Raw genomic sequence first — 16,659 nt, 5'->3', positions numbered from 1 at the left:
AAAATTATTATTAAATAAAAATACGCCCTATGCGCGCATTGAGTTGTGTGCCTACGAGGTGAGGTCGATGACACCAGCTTCGCCGGCTTCGGTTCCGAAGGCCAGCTGCTGACCCGTCTTCGACCATGCGAAAGCGCTGACCGCGCCCTCGCCGGGACGGCGCAGAAGCACCTCCTTGCTGTCGGCAAAGCGGACCGCGAGCACCATGCCGTCGGAATAGCCGATGGCAGCGACCTCTTCGGACGGGTGGCAGGCGACCTGCGAGACCATGACGTCGGCGCGGGTGCCGAGCTCCAGCGGTGGCTTGCCCATGGGGCCATCCTTGGCCTGGAAGGGCCAGACGATGGCAGCCGGAGCACCGGAGGATGCGAGCCACTTGCCGCGCGCCGACCACGACCAGGATTTTACCTTAGCCGGATAACCACTCATGCGCATATGCCGTGCTTCGGCACCCGGCTTGGTGTCCAGCTTCCAGCCGTGCAGGGCGTTTTCCTGCATCATGGTCACGACGAAGCGGCCGTCCGGGGAGAAGGTCACGCCGGTATGTGCGCCCTTCCAGTCGAGATCGATAGCCGGGCTCGATGTCGCCACCCAGTGCAGAGACACGCCGTTGTAGCGCGCTAGAGCGATGCGCAGACCCTTCGGCGCGAAGGCGATCCCCTCGACCGTGCGCTCTTCGGTAAAGTCGCGCGTCGTGCCGTCGGCCAGCCGAACGGTCGCGGTCTTGCCCGTCGTGAAGGCGACAGCGCCTTGCGGGCCGGCGGCGATCTTGGAGATCCACTTGCGCGGCGCGTGGGCCAGTTCCGTCACGCCGCCCTCGCGCGTGATGCGCAGCACCCGGCCGTCCTCGCCGCCGGTCAGCAGCGTGTCGGTCGCGTCGTCGCGCAGCGCGACGAGCAGGCCTTCATGGGCGGGCGTGACCGCATGGCCGCCATCCAGGCGATGGATGAGACCAGCGGCATCGGCAAAGACGGGAACGTCGCCCAGATAGGCGACGCCGACGATATGGGCTTCGAGATCGAGCGGGGCGACGGTCGGCATCAGTTGGGCTTTGCCGCGCAGGCCTGGAAGGTGCGTTCCAGCTTTTCGCGATCGAGATCGCGGCCGATGAAGACGAGGCGGCTTTCCCGGGGCTCGCCGTCCTTCCACGGGCGCTGGTGATCGCCTTCGATGATCATGTGCACGCCCTGCACCACGTAACGATCCGCATCGCCGGCAAAGGCGATGATGCCCTTGAGGCGCAGAATGTTCGGGCCGTCCGTCTGGGTGATCTTCTGGATCCAGGGGAAGAACCGGTCAGGGTTCATCTCGCCGCCACGCAGCGACACGGACTGCACGGTCACGTCGTGGATGTCGGATGGGGCATGCGCGTGCCCGTGGTCATGACCGTGCTCATGGCCATGATGATGGTCGTGGCCGTGATGATGGTGATCGTGGCCGCAATCGGGACCGCAGGCGTGATCATGATCGTGGTCGTGATGATGATCGTCCGGCTTAAGGAAGTCCGGCTCGTTCTCGAGCGCACGCTCCAGATTGAAGGCACCCTGATCGAGGACCTTGGCGAGATCGATGTCCGAGCGCTGGGTGCGATGGATGCGGGCGGACGGATTGATGACGCGGATCGTCGCCTCGACCTTGGCCAGCTCTTCCGGCGTCACGAGATCGGTCTTGTTGAGAAGCACGACGTCGGCGAAGGCGATCTGGTCTTCGGCCTCGCGGCTGTCCTTCAGGCGCAGCGGCAGGTGCTTGGCATCGACCAGCGTGATGACGGCGTCGAGTTCCGTCTTCGCGCGAACGTCGTCGTCCATGAAGAAGGTCTGGGCGACCGGAACGGGATCGGCAAGGCCGGTCGTTTCCACGATGATCGCATCGAAGCGGCCGGGCCGCTTCATCAGGCCCTCGACCACGCGGATCAGGTCGCCGCGCACCGTGCAGCAGACGCAGCCATTGTTCATCTCGTAGATCTCTTCGTCGGATTCGACGATCAGGTCGTTGTCGATGCCGATTTCGCCGAATTCGTTGACGATAACCGCATATTTGCGACCGTGATTTTCCGAAAGAATGCGGTTGAGCAGCGTCGTCTTGCCGGCGCCGAGATAGCCGGTGAGGACGGTGACGGGGATGGGCTTCTGGACGGGTGCGACGGACACGGGTGCTTCGGACATGGAAACCTCGAGGGCTGAGGATGGGGCCCATCGGCGCCGGATGGGCGGCCGATGCGCGGGATCGTCGGGGTGATATAGGAGATGGCGCACGGCAGTGCAAATGCTCAGCCGCAGATAATCCAGCCTTTATAACATTACATCGCTCGGGTCGCTCAGCCGTCGAACTGCGCAGGGTCGAAAGCGTCCACATCCGCTAGGAGGGCGAGCAGGCCGGAGACCGCATGGTCCAGCAATTGCTCCCCCCGCTCGGCCGTGGCGGCCGCGGCATTGCCGGCCGCGCCCTTGGGGTTGAGGTCGCGCATGCGCCAGCCGAAGGCGTGAGGGCCGTAGGCGCGCAGATGCGCGAAGTGCGCCTGCCAGTCGCTCTGGCGCGAGGCGAAGGCTTCCGCCCGTGCGCGATCGACCTTTTCGGGATGAAGTGCGAGCATGACCGAGGTCTCGATGTCGCCGGCGTGGATGTCGATGGCTTTGGCGATCGGATCGATCCAGCCTTCCGGCTGGCCGAACCGGGTCCAGCTGGTGGCCACCGCCAGCATGGCGTAGCGCACCCGCGCTTCCGTCGCGACGATGGTCATGAGGGGGGCATTGCCGCCATGCGCGTTGAGCATCACGAACTTGCGGACGCCCTGTGCGTGCAGCCGGCCGGCGATGCCAAGCCAGCGTTCGACGGCCTCGGCATAGGTCAGCGTCTTCGTCCCCGCGACATCCAGATGCTCGATCGAATAACCGACGGGCTCGGTCGGCAGGAAGGTCACCGGCAGATCGCCGCGCGCGGCGACAATGCGCGCCGCCACCCCGTCCGCGATCAGCGTGTCGGTGTCGAAGGGCAGATGGGGTCCGTGCTGCTCATGCGCGCCCAGCGGCAGGACGGCGATCCAGCCGGCCCGTGCGGAGGGGGCCAGCGCCGGATCGTTGTCCGCCCAGCGGGCTGCAGGTCTCGTCATCGCATGTCTTTCCTGGCAGTGTCGCGACATTCGGGATTTCGCAAGGTCTTGCGGCCCTATTGTCATATGAGTCATACAAGCTCGACAAGGCGGTGCAAGCCTTCGGCAGGCAGGGGAGCGAGCATGGGCAAGAAAGACAAGTCCGAGAAGAAAGCCAAGCAGAAAAAGATCAAGATCGACAAGATCGACAAGATCGACAAGATCGCCGATCACGCCGGCCTCGACGGTGAGGATGCTCCGGAGGCCGCGTCCGCGCCGGTTCTGGCACCTCTGCTGGCGCAGGCGGCCCGCTCCATGCGGACCGTGCTGTCGCGCAATCTTCTGGAAAGCGGGCTCTATGCCGGCCAGGACGGCGTGATGCTGGCACTGGCGGAGACCGACGGCATGACCGCCGGTGGGCTGGCCGGCCATCTCGGCGTCAAGGCGCCCACGATGACCCGCACCATCGGCCGCATGGAGGCCCAGGGCTTTCTCGAGCGCAAGGCCGATGCGGGCGATGCCCGGCTGACCAAGGTCTATCTGACGGCGAACGGCCGCGAGCGGCTGCAGGCCATCGAGGCGGCGGCCGACCTGTCGGAAGCCACCGCGCTGAAGGGCATGACGGACAAGCAGATCCGCACCCTCGCCAAGCTCCTGAAGGTCGTCGACGCCAATCTGCAGGGTGTCGAGTAGGCCTTGCAAGGCCCTCTCGCGCAGGGATTGCAGTCTCGATTTAAACAGTTTAAAGAGGGTTTAAGGGCGCTTTCAGGCACTGCCGAAGGCGTAGGGGAGATGTCCGTGCGAACCGGGAGGACACGTGGCGCAGAAGATCAAGCTGTCGACGATCGCGGAAACGCTGGGTGTTTCCACCGCGACCGTTTCTCTCGCCCTGCGTGACAGTCCCCTCGTCGCATCGGTGACGCGGGACAAGATCAAGGATCAGGCACGGGCGCTGGGCTACATCTACAACCGCCGCGCCGCCAGCCTGCGCACCTCGCGCTCCGGAATCATCGGCGTCGTCGTGCACGACATCATGAACCCGTTCTACGGCGAGATCCTCAAGGCCATCGAGGCCGAGCTCGACCGCGACCGCCAGACCTTCATTCTCTCCAATCATTACGACTCGGTCGAAAAACAGCGCGTCTTCATCGAAACCCTGTTGCAGCTCGGCGGTGACGGGGTGATCATGTCGCCCGCCATCGGCACGCCGCCGGAGGACATCAAGCTCGCGGAAGACAACGGCATGCCGGCGATTCTCGTGGCGCGATCGATCGAGGGCGTCGATGTCCCGATCTTCCGCGGCGACGACGCCTACGGCATTTCGCTCGCCACCAACCATCTGATCAGCCTCGGCCATCGCTGCATCGCCATGGTCGGGGGGACGGACCTGACGTCCACCGGTCGCGACCGCTATCTCGGCTACGTGCAGGCGCTGCGCAAGGCCAATATCGACGTCGATCCCGATCTGCGCATTCCCGGCCCCCGCTCCATGCAGGGCGGCTTCGAGGCGGCGGTGCATCTCCTGTCGCTGCCGCAGAAGCCCACGGCCGTCGTCTGCTGGAACGATCTGGTCGCCATCGGCATGATGAACGGCATCGCGCGTGCCGGCCTCGTGCCCGGCCGCGACGTGTCCGTCACCGGCTATGACGATCTCGAGGAAGCCGCCATCGCCACCCCGGCCCTGACGACCGTCTGGAACGGCCAGTCGGATGTCGGTCGCAGTGCCGCGCGCGCCCTGCTCGACAGGCTGAACGGCAGCCACGAGCCGGACGGCATCCACCTGATCAAGCCGGAAATGCGGATCCGCCAGTCGACCGGGCCGTTGCGCCTGCAGCAGGGCGACTAAGCGCTCCCCGCGGCTCGTGCGATCCGCCCGTTCGGTTGACGCGGCAGATCCGTGCGGTAGTTTCCTGCGCTGACCCCGCTGCAGCGAACCGTCTGCGGCCTTCTCCTCCCTTCGCCGACATCTGAAAGGACACCCATGTCACAGGATCGCCCGGTCATTCTCATTCCCGGCAAGATGCACCCGCGCGCGCTCGAACGCATGAGCGACCTCTTCGATGTTCGCCAGATCGACGGTGCGGAGGCGCGCCTGATCACGCCGGACCTTGCCACGGGCGTTGCCGGTATCGCCACCTTCAACAAGGTCCCGGCATCGCTGATGGACGCGCTGGAACATCTGGAGATCGTTTCCAATTTCGGCGTCGGTTATGATGGCGTCGATGCCGGGCATGCGGCCGGTCGCGGCATCGTGGTGACGCATACGCCGGATGTTCTGAACGACGAGGTCGCCGATACGGCCATCGGCCTTCTGATCAACACGCTGCGCCGTCTGCCGGCCGCCGAGCAGTGGCTGCGTGACGGGCGCTGGGTCGAGAAGGGGCCGTTTCCGCTCAGCCCGCTGTCGCTCGGTGGCCGCAAGATCGGCTTTTACGGCCTCGGCCGCATCGGGCAGGCCATCGCCCGGCGGCTCGAAGGTTTCGGCCTAGAGATCGCCTATCACACGCGCTCGAAACGCGACGACGTGTCCTATGCCTATCACGCGACACTGCTCGGGCTCGCACAGGCCGTGGATACGCTGATCGTCATCGTTCCCGGCAGCGCGGAAACGCGGCACACCGTGAACGCGGAGATCCTGCAGGCGCTGGGCACCGAGGGCGTCGTCATCAATGTCGGGCGTGGCATCACGATCGACGAAACCGCGCTGATCGCGGCGCTGGAGCAGGGCGTGATCGCCGGCGCGGGGCTCGATGTGTTCGAGCGCGAGCCGCATGTTCCACCAGCGCTGATGGCGCTGCCGCAGGTGTCCCTGCTGCCCCATGTCGCCTCGGCATCGGTCGCCACCCGCAACAAGATGGCCGACCTCGTGGTCGACAATCTCGTTTCCTGGTTTCAGACCGGCAAGGCGCTGACGCCCGTCTCCGAAACGCCGTTCACGCGCTCGGCTGGCTAACCGGCTCCCGCGTTTCGCTATAGGCGCGCACGGCCTGCCCGAAGGCTGCAAACAGGTCGTTGGAGGTCTTGTCGCGGCCGACCCAATATTCCGGGTGCCACTGGACGCCGACGGCAAAGGCCCTGGCGCCGATGACGGACACGGCTTCCACGGTGCCGTCGTCGGCCACTGCCTCCACGGCGAGGTTCGGCGCAAGGTCGGAGATCGCCTGCCGGTGCAGGGAGTTGACCTGAACCGCGCCGGCGCCGACCACGCCCGCAAGGCAGCTTCCCGGCTCCACCATCACGGTCTGGCGAATGCCATAGGCGATGTCGAGATCCTTGACGTCGGGCTTGCGATGGTCCTGCCGCCCGGGAAGATCCTGGATCTCCGAGGCGAGCGTGCCGCCGAGGGCGACGTTCAGCTCCTGGATGCCGCGGCAGATGGCCAGCACCGGAATGCCGCGGGCGATCGCCCGGCGGATCAGCGGCAGGCTGGTGGCGTCGCGGCCGGGATCGAACGGTCCGTCGGCCTCCACGGCCTCCCGCCCGTACAGCGTAGGGTGGACGTTGGAGCGCGAACCGCTGACCAGAAGCCCGTCCACGCGATCGAGAATGGCATCCGGCTCGTTGCCGGCCTCGAGCGCCGGCACGAGAAGCGACATGACGCCCGAGCCGTTGAGGGCCGCGCGGACATATTGATGCGGTGCGGCATGCCAGACATTGCCCTCGATCTCACGGAAATCGGCGGGTATGGCGATGATCGGCTTCGGCATGGGGGTCTCCGGTGCGTGGGGTCTGCTCCCGACTTGCCGGGAACCCGTCGCGCCGTCAATGCCCCGCTTTACGGGGAATTTCCGATCCTGCCCGCGAGACGTGTGCCTCGGTCAGATGCGGCTGACGCTCTCTCGCGGCGCGCGTCATGGTGCCCGCCTGTCCATGGGCCTTGACGTCGCGGGGCAGTGCGGGCATGTCTTGATGCCAAGAGGTGCCGCGTTTTGCGGCGTGGACACTTGCGGGGAGAGAGACGATGGCCGAACATCACACGGGACCTTCCGAAACCGGTGCGCCGATGGATTATCCCGAGCACGAGAAGACCTATCTTCACTTCCTCAGCGCGGCGAAGTTCCTGACCATCTTCTGCGTGGCGCTGCTGATCGCCATGGCGGCGGCCTTCTTCACGAGCGCCGGCTGGTTTACGGGCTTCGTGCTGTTCGTGCTCCTCAACATCGCCGGCGTGGTGCTTCTGCGCTGAGGTGTCGGCGGACCGTCGTCGAAGGCCCGCGCACGAAAATCCGTTGTATCTCTCCGTGATTTGCTCTTAGCTGCCGGGTATCGCCCCAGCAGCGAGAGGGATCAGGATGACGGAAACGACACGGCCGCTCGGTGCCACGGTCAACGGGCGGTGGACGCGGTTTGCCGTACGCTCGCAGACGGCCGAGCGCATCGACCTCTGCCTGTTCCATGCCGATGGCGAGACCGAACTGCGCCGCCTGCCGATGGGTCGCGAGGAAGGCGACGTCTTCGCGATGACCCTGCCGGACGCGCCGCCGGGAACGCGCTATGGCCTGCGCGCCCATGGCGCCTACGATCCCGATCGCGGCCTGTGGTTCGATCCGGCAAAGCTTCTCGTCGATCCTTACGCTCTGGAACTCGACCGGCCGTTCCGCCATGATGCGCGCCTGACGCAGTTCGGCGCGGAGACGGCGGATCTCGTGCCGAAGGCGCTGGTGACCAAGGTGCCGAAGGCCCGCGTCGCTCCGCCGCGCTTCTCGAAGGACGGGCTGATCTATGAAGTGGCCGTGCGGCCGTTCACGATGCTGCATCCGGAGGTGCCGGACGAACAGCGCGGAACTGTGGCGGCGCTCGCAAACCCGGCCGTGATCGCCCATCTCAAGCGCATCGGCGTATCCGCCGTCGAACTGATGCCCATCACCGCCTGGATCGACGAGCGCCACCTGCCGCCGCTCGGGCTGACCAATGGCTGGGGCTACAATCCCGTAGCTTTTATGGCGCTCGACCCACGTCTGGTGCCCGGCGGCCTGAACGAGCTGAGAGACTCGGTCGCCGTGCTGCATCGGGAGGGCATCGGTGTCATTCTCGATCTCGTCTTCAACCATTCGGGCGAAAGCGACCGGCAGGGGGCCACGGTCTCCATGCGCGGCCTCGACAATGGCGTCTATTACCGCCATGCGACCGGCCAGCCCGGGCAACTGGTGAACGACACCGGCTGCGGCAATACGATTGCCTGCGACCACCCGACGGTCCGCGCGCTGATCCTCGATACGCTGCGCCATTTCGTCGGCGCGGCCGGTATCGACGGGTTCCGCTTCGACCTCGGCTCCATTCTCGGCCGCGATGACGGCGGCTTCCGGCGGGATGCGACGCTTTTTTCGCAGATGCTCACCGATCCTTTGCTGAAGGATCGCGTGCTGATCGCCGAACCGTGGGATATCGGGCCCGGCGGCTACCAGCTCGGCCATTTCCCGCCGCCCTTCCTTGAGTGGAACGACCGCGCGCGCGACGATATCCGGCGCCTGTGGCGCGGTGACGGCTGGACGATCGGCGCGCTGGCCGGCGCGCTTTCCGGCTCCTCGGATATCTTCGCGCAGCATGGCGGCACGAAGAGCCGCAGCGTCACCTTCATCGCCGCCCACGACGGCTTCACGCTGAAGGATCTCGTCTCCCACAGCCACAAGCACAATGCGGCGAACGGCGAAGACAATCGGGATGGCCACAACGAGAACCATTCCTGGAACAACGGAGCCGAAGGGGCGACCGACGATCCCGGCATTCTCGCCGCCCGCACGCGCGACGTGAAGGCACTGCTCGCGACGTTGTTTGCCACCCGCGGCGCGATCATGATCACGGCGGGCGACGAGTTCGGGCGCACGCAGCAGGGCAACAACAACGCCTATTGCCAGGACAATCCGATCACATGGCTCGACTGGGCCTCGGCGGACGAGGCGCTGATCGCGCAATGCGCGGCGCTCGGCGAACTTCGCCATCGTTTCGATGTGTTTGAGGGTGACAGCTTCTTCACGGGCCGCGGCGATGTCACCTGGGTCCGCCTGGACGGCAAGCCGATGGAGGTTGCGGACTGGGAGGGCGAGCGCACCGACGGGCTCGTCATGATCCTCTCGACCCGCGACACGACGATCCGCAAGGCCTGCCGTCTGGCCGTGGTCTTCAATCGCGCCCCTGCGGCGGCCGCGCTGACGCTTCCCGGCAAGGGGTGGCAGGCGCTGTTGCCGGACGCCGGAACCCTCGACGCGGTCTCCGCCCGTTCGGTCGGCTGGTATGTGGCGCCCGGACGTTCTTAAACGGTTGCAAGCGATGCGACAGGAATGATCGATATGGATGCGAACGGGACGAAGAGGGCCAGCGTCAGGGAGATCGCGCTCGGGGAGGTCAAGAACCTCGTCGGTCAGGAGGTCGGGATCTCCGACTGGATCACGGTTTCCCAGGATATGATCGACCGCTTCGCCGATGCGACGCAGGATCACCAGTTCATCCACACCGATCCGGTGCGCGCGGCAGCCGAGACGCCCTATGGCGGCACGATCGCGCACGGGTTCCTGTCGCTCTCGCTTCTCTCGGCCATGAACTACAATTGCCTGCCGGCCGTGCGCGAGCAGACGATGGCGATCAATTACGGCTTCGACAAGGTCCGCTTTCTGGCGCCCGTCCATGCCGGCGCGCGGGTTCGCGGCCACTTCACGCTCACGGAAGCCCGGTTCCGTGGCGCCGGCATGCTCGTCGTCACCTATGAGGTCTCCGTCGAGGTGGAGCATGAAGCCAAGCCGGCGCTGACGGCGACCTGGCTGACGATCATCCAGTTCGACCCTAAGGACCGGCCCGACGATGCCTGAGGCCGCAGCCCGCGATGCGGCCGTCCGCGCGGCGTTCCGTTCGCAGGCAAAAAGCTGCGCTGCTCTGGGCTCGCCCTTCGTTGCGATGCTGTGCGATCTCGCGGCCGAGCGCCTGACGGCCGCGCAGCCTGTCGGGCGGCATCTTCTCGGCTGGACCGGTGATCCGTCGTCGTCCGCCGACTCTGTGCCGCTGCGGTTTGCCGGGTCCCTGCATGCGCTCGTCCTCGACGGTGCCGATTCTGCCCTTTCGCAGGTCTATCCGCCGCACGCGACGGATCCAGACGGCCTTTGGATTGCGGTTGAGCGCGCCTGTCGCGACCATGCCGAGGCCATCCTTGAACGCCTGGCGTCCCCGCCGCAAACGAACGAGGTGCGACGATCGGCAGCGCTGCTGCCGGGATTCCTCACCCTTGCCAAACGGTTTGCCATGCCGCTCTGCCTCTCGGAAGTCGGGGCGAGCGCGGGGCTCAATCTGCTCTGGGATCGTTATGCCTATCGTCTCGGAGACTTTGCCTGGGGTGATCCGGAATCGCCGGTGCTGCTCGCGCCGGCATGGACAGGCGGGCGCCCACCCGATGCGTCCCTGATCCTTCGGGAGCGGGCTGGCTGCGATCTCCGGCCCGTCGATCCCGCACATCCCGATGATGCGCAGCGGCTTTTGTCCTATCTCTGGGCGGATCAGGCCGATCGGATCGAACGGACCCGGGCCGCGCTGCATCTTGCGGCTCTGTCCGGGCTGAAGGTCGAGGCGGCGGATGCCGTGGATTGGTTGGAGCGTCGGCTTGCCGTCATCCGCCCGGGCTGCGTGCATGTGATCGTCCACACGATTGCCTGGCAGTATCTGCCCTCAGCCGCCCGCGAGCGAGGCGATGCGCTGATCGAGGAAGCCGGTCGCGCGGCGACCGAAGCGGCACCGCTTGCGCGGCTGTCGCTCGAAGGCGACGGACAGGCGCCGGGCGCCGCCCTCACTCTCCAGATGTGGCCGACCGGCGAGCGGCATGAGATCGGCCGCGCAGACTTTCACGGGCGCTCCGTCGATTGGCGCGGCTGGCCTGGCCTTTCCTGACGCCGGCTTGCTCTTGTCGGCGTTCGTCTCAGTGACCGGCGTCCTGCGCACCGGCCGCCAGCAAACCCGAGACGTAAGGGGCGAACGAGCGCCAGCACTCGACGCGGAACGTGGTTTCGCCGGTGCGGTAGAGCACGATCTCGGCCTTGCCGAAGACGGTGCGCGAGCAGGCGCCGACGGGGAAGGTTTTCAGCGACAGGTCCTGCGGACAGCCGGCATTGATGGCGGCTGCGGCACCCGGTCCTTCCACGAGGACGGCGGTGTTGCGATGGGAGATGTCGGTTGCCGAATGCAGGACGCCGGCTGCGGCGGCAAGGCTTCCGAGATCCGTCTCCGTCTCGTCGATCACCAGCCATTCGTCCGGCCCGAGCCAGAGGGCGTGGCGGGTGCCGCTCGTGACGGAAGCCTTCGGGCGCGTCGGCAGGGACAGGCCGAGCGCGGTGGAGAGGGCCTCGACGGCATCCGGCTTGGCGCGCAGCGACAGGCGGCTGGCGGGTGCGGCCGGTGTCAGGCGGACGGCGGCGGAGCCGCCATGGAAGCCGCGAAGCGGCAGGGTGCGTGTCGCGAGATCAGCCATGGATGCGGCCACCTTCCTTGTCAAAGAACACCATGTCGCTCACCTCGACGGCGATCGTCCGGTCGGCCATCGGCACGTAAAGGGTCTGGCCGAGCCGCGCCTTGCCGCCCGCCACCACCGCCATGGCGATGGAGCGCCCGCAATTTTCCGACCAGTAGGCCGAGGTGACATGGCCGAGCATGGTCATGGGCTTTGGCTGGTTGGGGTCGGCGACGATCTGCGCGCCTTCCTCCAGCACGACGTTCGGATCCTTTGTCAGCAGGCCGACGAGCTGCTTGCGGCCTTCGCGCACGAGGTCGGGGCGCTTCATGCCGCGAATGCCGACGAAGTCGGTCTTCTTCTTGCCGACCGCCCAGGAGAGGCTCGCATCGTCCGGCGTGAGCGTGCCGTCCGTATCCTGCCCGACGATGATGTAGCCCTTTTCGGCGCGCAGGACATGCATGGTCTCCGTGCCATAGGCGCAGCCGTCGATGGCTTCGACGCGGTCACGGATCGCGTCCCAGACATCCGGGCCGAAATCGGCGGGGACGTTGACCTCGAAGCCGAGCTCGCCGGTAAACGACATGCGGAAGAGCCGTGTCGGCACGCCGCAGATCCGGCCCTCGGCCACGCTCATATGCGGGAAGGCTTCGTTGGAGAGGTCGATGCCCTCAACCAGCGGCGCGATGATCTCGCGCGCCTTCGGGCCCTGCAGGGCGATAACGGCCCACTGCTCGGTGGCCGAGGTCAGCCAGACGTTCAGATGCGGGAATTCCGTCTGGAGATAGTCTTCCATGTGATGCATGACGCGGGCGGCACCGCCCGTCGTGGTGGTCACGTGGAAGCGATCGTCCGACATGCGGCCGACGACGCCGTCGTCATAGATAAAGCCGTCTTCGCGCAGCATGATGCCGTAGCGGCAGCGGCCCGGCTTCAGCGTGTCCCAGCTGTTGGTGTAGATGAGGTTGAGGAAGGCGGCCGCATCCGGGCCGACCACCTCGATCTTGCCGAGCGTCGACGCATCGAACATGCCGACCGTCTCGCGCACCGTGCGGCACTCGCGGTTGACGGCGGCGTGCATGTCCTCGCCGGGGCGGGGATAGTACCAGGCGCGCTTCCACTGGCCCACATCCTCGAAGGCCGCGCCCATGGCCTCTTCGGCCTCGTGCATCGCCGTCTTGCGGGTGGGGTCGAACAGGTCGCCGCGGGAATGGCCGATCAGCGTGCCGAAGGTGACGGGCGTGTAGGGCGCGCGGAAGGTGGTGAGGCCGACTTCGGGAATGCCGCGGCCGAGCGTTTCCGCCGCGATGGCGAGACCGTGAATGTTGGACAGCTTGCCCTGATCGGTCGCCATGCCGTTGGTGGTGAAGCGCTTGATGTGTTCGATCGAGTGCATGCCTTCGCGCACCGCAAGCCGGATATCTTTGGCGCAGACGTCGTTCTGGAAATCGATGAAGGCCTTCACGTCGTCCTCGGGTCCGGCGCCGTAGGCGGCGCCCGCCATGCCGCCCGTCCAGGCGAAGGCCTGCGTGCCGGAGAGTTCAAGGCGTGCGCTGCCGGAGAAGCCGGCCGCCTGCGCGGCACGTTCGCCACCGTCGACAGCTTCCGCAAGGGTCGCGGCAATGTCGGTGGTGCCGTTGCAGGCGCCGACGGAAACGCAATCCTGCGCGTAGATGCCCGGCAGAAAGCGCTGCGTTTCCGCATCGAAGGCCACCTTGCCGCGCGACTGCGAGAACATATGCACCGACGGCGTCCAGCCGGAGGAGGTGATGAGCGCGTCCACCACGATGGAGCGGACGCTGCTGCCGCCGCTGACGCGGCGGACGGAGATGGCGGAGACGCGCAGCTTGCCCTTGGTGTCGGTCACGGCATGGCCGGTGAGGACCTCGATGCCAAGGGCCTGCGCCTCTGCCAACACCTCTGCGCCCGGCTGTTCGCGGCTATCGACGATGGCCGGGATCGCGATGCCGGCGCGGTGGAGGTCGAAGGCGGCCTCGTAGGCGCCGTCATGCGCGGTGTAGACGCCGACCTTGCGGCCGACGGCGACGCCGAAATGGTTGAGATAGGTGCGGGCGGCCGAAGCCAGCATGATGCCGGGGCGGTCGTTGTTGGCAAACACCATATGCCGCTCGATGGCGCCGGTGGCGATGACGACGCGCTTGGCGCGCACCTGCCAGAGCCGTTCGCGCGGGGCGGAGCGGGCCGGGCGGGACACGTGATCGGTGACGCGCTCCGCCAGTGCCACGAAGTTCTGCGCGTAATAGCCGAAGGCGGTCGTGCGGGTGAGCAGGGTGACATTGTCCATGGCGGCGAGCCGGCGGGCGGCATCCTGCGCCCAGGCATAGCCATCCTGGCCATCGATCGTTACGCCGGCATCATAATGCAGCGCCCCGCCGACCTCCGGCTGCTCGTCGCACAGGATGACGCGCGCGCCAGCGGCGGCGGCGGCGAGCGCTGCGGTCAGGCCGGCGACGCCGGCGCCCATGACCAGCACGTCGCAATGGGCGTAGCGGCTGGCATATTCGTCGGTGTCGTCTTCTGTCGGCGACACGCCGAGGCCGGCTGCGGCGCGGATGCGGGGCTCGTAGACGCTCTTCCAGGCCTGTTTCGGCCACATGAAGGTCTTGTAGTAGAAGCCGGCGGCAAAGAACGGCGCGAGGATGTTGTTGATGCCGCCGACGTCGAAGCTGAGCGACGGGTAGCGGTTCTGCGATGCGACGGTCATGCCGTCGAAGACCTCCTGCACGGTCGCGCGAACGTTCGGCTGGCGGCGGGCATTGTCGCGCATCACGTCGATCAGCGCATTCGGCTCTTCCGGGCCGGCCGCGACGATGCCGCGCGGGCGGTGGTACTTGAACGAGCGGCCGACGAGATGGACGCCGTTGGCGATCAGCGCCGAGGCGACGGTGTCGCCCTGCAAGCCCTGATAGGTGCGGCCGTCGAAGGTGAAGCGCGCGGTTTTCGCCGGCGTCAGGCGACCCTTGCCGGGAATGCGGTTCGCTCCGCCCCTGCTGTCGGCGTTTACAGTCCGCTTGGCGCCGCTCATTCCGCGCGTCCTTCCGTGGCTTCGTAGGTTTCGACGACGGTCTCGTCGGTCATGGCGGCGATCGGCAGGGACGGCTTCGGCTCGCCCGCCTTGTAGGTCTTCAGGAACCGGTCGCTGACCGTGTCACGCGCCGCGTTGAAGAACCGGCCGCAGCCGGAGATATGCCGCCAGCGCTCGAAGATCAGGCCCTTTGGGTTGTCCCGCAGGAAGAAATATTCCTCGAAGGCCTCATCGGAAATCGCTGCGATGTTCTCCGGCCGGGCGATGTGGGCGTCGCCGGCGGCGCGGAACTCGAGTTCGGAGCGCTCTTCCTCGCAGTAGGGGCAGTGGATCAAAAGCATGGGCGTGTTCCTGATGCGGGAAAGGACAGGCGAAAGCGGCGGGCCGGGGCCGTCATGTCAGTGCGCCACGGCCGCGGCTGCCGCCTCGTCGATCAGCCGTCCGGTGCGGAAGCGGTCGAGCGTCAGGCCTGCCGCCAGCCGGTGCGGCTCGCCTTTGGCGATGAGGTGGGCGAACAGGTTGGCCGAGCCCGGCGTCGCCTTGAAGCCGCCCGTGCCCCAGCCACAGTTCACGAAGAGGTTCGGCACGGGCGTGACACCCTGGATGGCCGAGCGGTCCGGCGTGTTGTCGGTGATCCCGCCCCACTGGCGCATCATCTTGACGCGGCGGAAGATCGGAAACAGTTCGCAGATCGCATCCAGCGTATGGGTGATGATCTGCAGGCCGCCGGTCTGGGAGTAGGAGTTGTACTGGTCCGTGCCGGCGCCGATGACAAGCTCGCCCTTGTCGGACTGCGAGATATAGGCATGCACCGTGTTCGACATGACGACGCAGGGGAAGATCGGCTTCAGCGGCTCGGACACCAGCGCCTGCAGCGGCACGGAATGCAGCGGCACGCGAACGCCGGCCATGGCCATGATCACGGAGTTGTGGCCCGAGGCTGAGACGCCGATTTTCTTCGCGCCGATGAAGCCGCGGTTGGTATCGACACCCGTCACGGCCCCATCCGGGCCGCGGCGGATGCCGGTGACTTCGCAGTTCTGGATGATATGCACGCCGCGGTCGGAGGCGGCACGCGCATAGCCCCAGGCAACGGCATCGTGGCGCGCCGTGCCGCCACGGCGCTGCAGGGCGGCGCCGTTGATGGGAAAGCGGGCGGAGGCGGAGATATCGAGCGGCGGACAGAAATCCTTCGCCTGCTCGGGCGACAGCCACTCGTTGTCGATGCCGTAGAGACGGTTGGCATGGATATGCCGCTTGAACACCTGCTGGTCGTGGATGCCGTGCGACAGCATCATCACGCCGCGCGGGGAATACATAACGTTGTAGTTCAGGTCCTGCGACAGGTTTTCCCAGAGCTTCAGCGAGTGCTCGTAGATGTCCATGCTCTCGTCGTAGAGATAGTTGGACCGGATGATGGTGGTGTTGCGGCCCGTATTGCCGCCGCCGAGCCAGCCTTTTTCGAGCACCGCGACATTGGTGATGCCGTGCTCTTTTGCGAGGTAGTAGGCGGCCCCCAGGCCATGGCCGCCGCCGCCGATGATGATCGCGTCATACGACGCGCGCGGCTCGGGAGAGACCCACTGCGCTTCCCAGCCCTTGTGCGCCCGCATGGCTTCGCGTGCCACGGCAAAAACCGAATATTTGCGCATTCGCCTCATCTCCTGTCCGGGATGCCCCGATCCGTCTGTCCAACACATCGCAAATCGGGACGCGTCGCAACGTCCATTTTGCGACGTGGCGGGCCTTCACTTTCGACACTGCGAAAATGGCAGGACCGCGGAGTTCGATCGGCATGGTGCGCGACAGCGGCGAATGCTTGCCCCTTGACAGGCGCGTATGCGCCCGGCGTGGCACGAGTGAGGCAGGACGGCCTCTTGAGATGTGGTTTTCCAGCGCCAGATAGCTTGAAACCGCGTCATTGTCGGCCGCGGGTGGACTTTGTGGCATTCATCTGCTACTTGCCGCCCATCCTCGCAGGGCTCGAGCCCTCGCGATCAACGAACCATGCCGTCCGGCGGTGCCTCATAGGCAGCCTCGGGTTCGGCCCATACACAGAAGCCTGAGCGTGTCTCGGCTCGATATCAAGGAATGGTAAAC

The 16,659-nt window shown here is 66.3% G+C and carries 15 protein-coding genes; 7 read left to right on the top strand and 8 right to left on the bottom strand.

The genetic code is table 11. The features are described 5' to 3' along the window. Window positions 1-51 precede the first annotated feature (51 nt). The 3 genes from LRX75_RS19490 to LRX75_RS19480 all read right to left on the bottom strand — a co-directional run bounded on the left by LRX75_RS19490 (window position 52) and on the right by LRX75_RS19480 (window position 3,109). Complete coding sequence (locus tag LRX75_RS19490; RefSeq protein WP_231816312.1) at window positions 52-1,041, bottom strand: WD40 repeat domain-containing protein; 990 nt, start codon at window positions 1,039-1,041, stop codon at window positions 52-54. Then, the gene (locus LRX75_RS19485) at window positions 1,041-2,165 is read right to left on the bottom strand and encodes a CobW family GTP-binding protein (protein ID WP_231816311.1); all 1,125 of its coding nucleotides are present in this window, start codon (window positions 2,163-2,165) and stop codon (window positions 1,041-1,043) included. The genes LRX75_RS19490 and LRX75_RS19485 overlap by 1 nt, the downstream gene beginning before the upstream one ends. Before the next feature lie 152 nt (window positions 2,166-2,317). Continuing rightward, window positions 2,318-3,109, bottom strand: coding sequence for a creatininase family protein (locus tag LRX75_RS19480; RefSeq protein WP_231816310.1), 792 nt, complete (start codon window positions 3,107-3,109; stop codon window positions 2,318-2,320). A 123-nt stretch (window positions 3,110-3,232) separates the two neighbouring features. Here LRX75_RS19480 and LRX75_RS19475 point away from each other — a divergent pair, with 123 nt between their 5' ends. The 3 genes from LRX75_RS19475 (at window position 3,233) to LRX75_RS19465 (ending at window position 6,041) form a co-directional block, all read left to right on the top strand. Continuing rightward, window positions 3,233-3,781: a MarR family winged helix-turn-helix transcriptional regulator gene (locus LRX75_RS19475; RefSeq protein ID WP_231816309.1), complete on the top strand. Its 549-nt coding sequence runs from the start codon at window positions 3,233-3,235 to the stop codon at window positions 3,779-3,781. 124 nt (window positions 3,782-3,905) lie between these two features. After that, a complete protein-coding gene (locus tag LRX75_RS19470; protein WP_092930444.1) occupies window positions 3,906-4,934 on the top strand; it encodes a LacI family DNA-binding transcriptional regulator in 1,029 nt (342 codons plus the stop codon). 135 nt (window positions 4,935-5,069) lie between these two features. Next, window positions 5,070-6,041 (top strand): 2-hydroxyacid dehydrogenase, encoded by a 972-nt coding sequence (locus LRX75_RS19465; RefSeq protein ID WP_231816308.1) that lies wholly within the window; start codon window positions 5,070-5,072, stop codon window positions 6,039-6,041. Here the strand turns inward: LRX75_RS19465 and LRX75_RS19460 are convergent. Next, on the bottom strand, window positions 6,022-6,795 hold the full coding sequence (locus tag LRX75_RS19460) for a gamma-glutamyl-gamma-aminobutyrate hydrolase family protein (protein WP_231816307.1): 774 nt from the start codon (window positions 6,793-6,795) through the stop codon (window positions 6,022-6,024). The genes LRX75_RS19465 and LRX75_RS19460 overlap by 20 nt on opposite strands. A 254-nt stretch (window positions 6,796-7,049) precedes the next feature. Here LRX75_RS19460 and LRX75_RS19455 point away from each other — a divergent pair, with 254 nt between their 5' ends. The 4 genes from LRX75_RS19455 (at window position 7,050) to LRX75_RS19440 (ending at window position 10,957) form a co-directional block, all read left to right on the top strand. Then, window positions 7,050-7,274 carry an aa3-type cytochrome c oxidase subunit IV gene (locus LRX75_RS19455; protein ID WP_110730207.1) on the top strand — a complete coding sequence of 75 codons (225 nt, stop codon included), beginning with the start codon at window positions 7,050-7,052 and terminating at the stop codon, window positions 7,272-7,274. A gap of 106 nt (window positions 7,275-7,380) precedes the next feature. Beyond that, the gene (glgX, locus tag LRX75_RS19450; RefSeq protein WP_231816306.1) at window positions 7,381-9,342 is read left to right on the top strand and encodes a glycogen debranching protein GlgX; all 1,962 of its coding nucleotides are present in this window, start codon (window positions 7,381-7,383) and stop codon (window positions 9,340-9,342) included. A gap of 33 nt (window positions 9,343-9,375) precedes the next feature. Beyond that, a complete protein-coding gene (locus LRX75_RS19445) occupies window positions 9,376-9,891 on the top strand; it encodes a MaoC family dehydratase (RefSeq protein WP_231816386.1) in 516 nt (171 codons plus the stop codon). Continuing rightward, window positions 9,884-10,957: a DUF2332 domain-containing protein gene (locus LRX75_RS19440; protein WP_231816305.1), complete on the top strand. Its 1,074-nt coding sequence runs from the start codon at window positions 9,884-9,886 to the stop codon at window positions 10,955-10,957. Before LRX75_RS19445 ends, LRX75_RS19440 begins: the two co-directional genes overlap by 8 nt. Before the next feature lie 28 nt (window positions 10,958-10,985). Here the strand turns inward: LRX75_RS19440 and LRX75_RS19435 are convergent, their stop codons facing one another. The 4 genes from LRX75_RS19435 to LRX75_RS19420 are packed head-to-tail and all read right to left on the bottom strand — an operon-like array spanning window position 10,986 to window position 16,211. Next, a complete protein-coding gene (locus LRX75_RS19435; RefSeq protein WP_231816304.1) occupies window positions 10,986-11,534 on the bottom strand; it encodes a sarcosine oxidase subunit gamma in 549 nt (182 codons plus the stop codon). Then, a complete protein-coding gene (locus LRX75_RS19430) occupies window positions 11,527-14,559 on the bottom strand; it encodes a sarcosine oxidase subunit alpha (protein WP_231816303.1) in 3,033 nt (1,010 codons plus the stop codon). Before LRX75_RS19430 ends, LRX75_RS19435 begins: the two co-directional genes overlap by 8 nt. Further along, window positions 14,556-14,900, bottom strand: coding sequence for a sarcosine oxidase subunit delta (locus LRX75_RS19425; protein WP_231816302.1), 345 nt, complete (start codon window positions 14,898-14,900; stop codon window positions 14,556-14,558). The genes LRX75_RS19430 and LRX75_RS19425 overlap by 4 nt, the downstream gene beginning before the upstream one ends. 57 nt (window positions 14,901-14,957) lie before the next feature. Then, the gene (locus LRX75_RS19420; RefSeq protein ID WP_132442375.1) at window positions 14,958-16,211 is read right to left on the bottom strand and encodes a sarcosine oxidase subunit beta family protein; all 1,254 of its coding nucleotides are present in this window, start codon (window positions 16,209-16,211) and stop codon (window positions 14,958-14,960) included. Between the last annotated feature and the right edge of the window lie 448 nt (window positions 16,212-16,659).

The organism is Rhizobium quercicola, from assembly GCF_021168455.1.
Taxonomy (GTDB): domain Bacteria; phylum Pseudomonadota; class Alphaproteobacteria; order Rhizobiales; family Rhizobiaceae; genus Ferranicluibacter; species Ferranicluibacter quercicola.
Note: the sequence above shows the minus strand (reverse complement) of the source record. Positions and strands in the feature narration are given on the sequence as shown.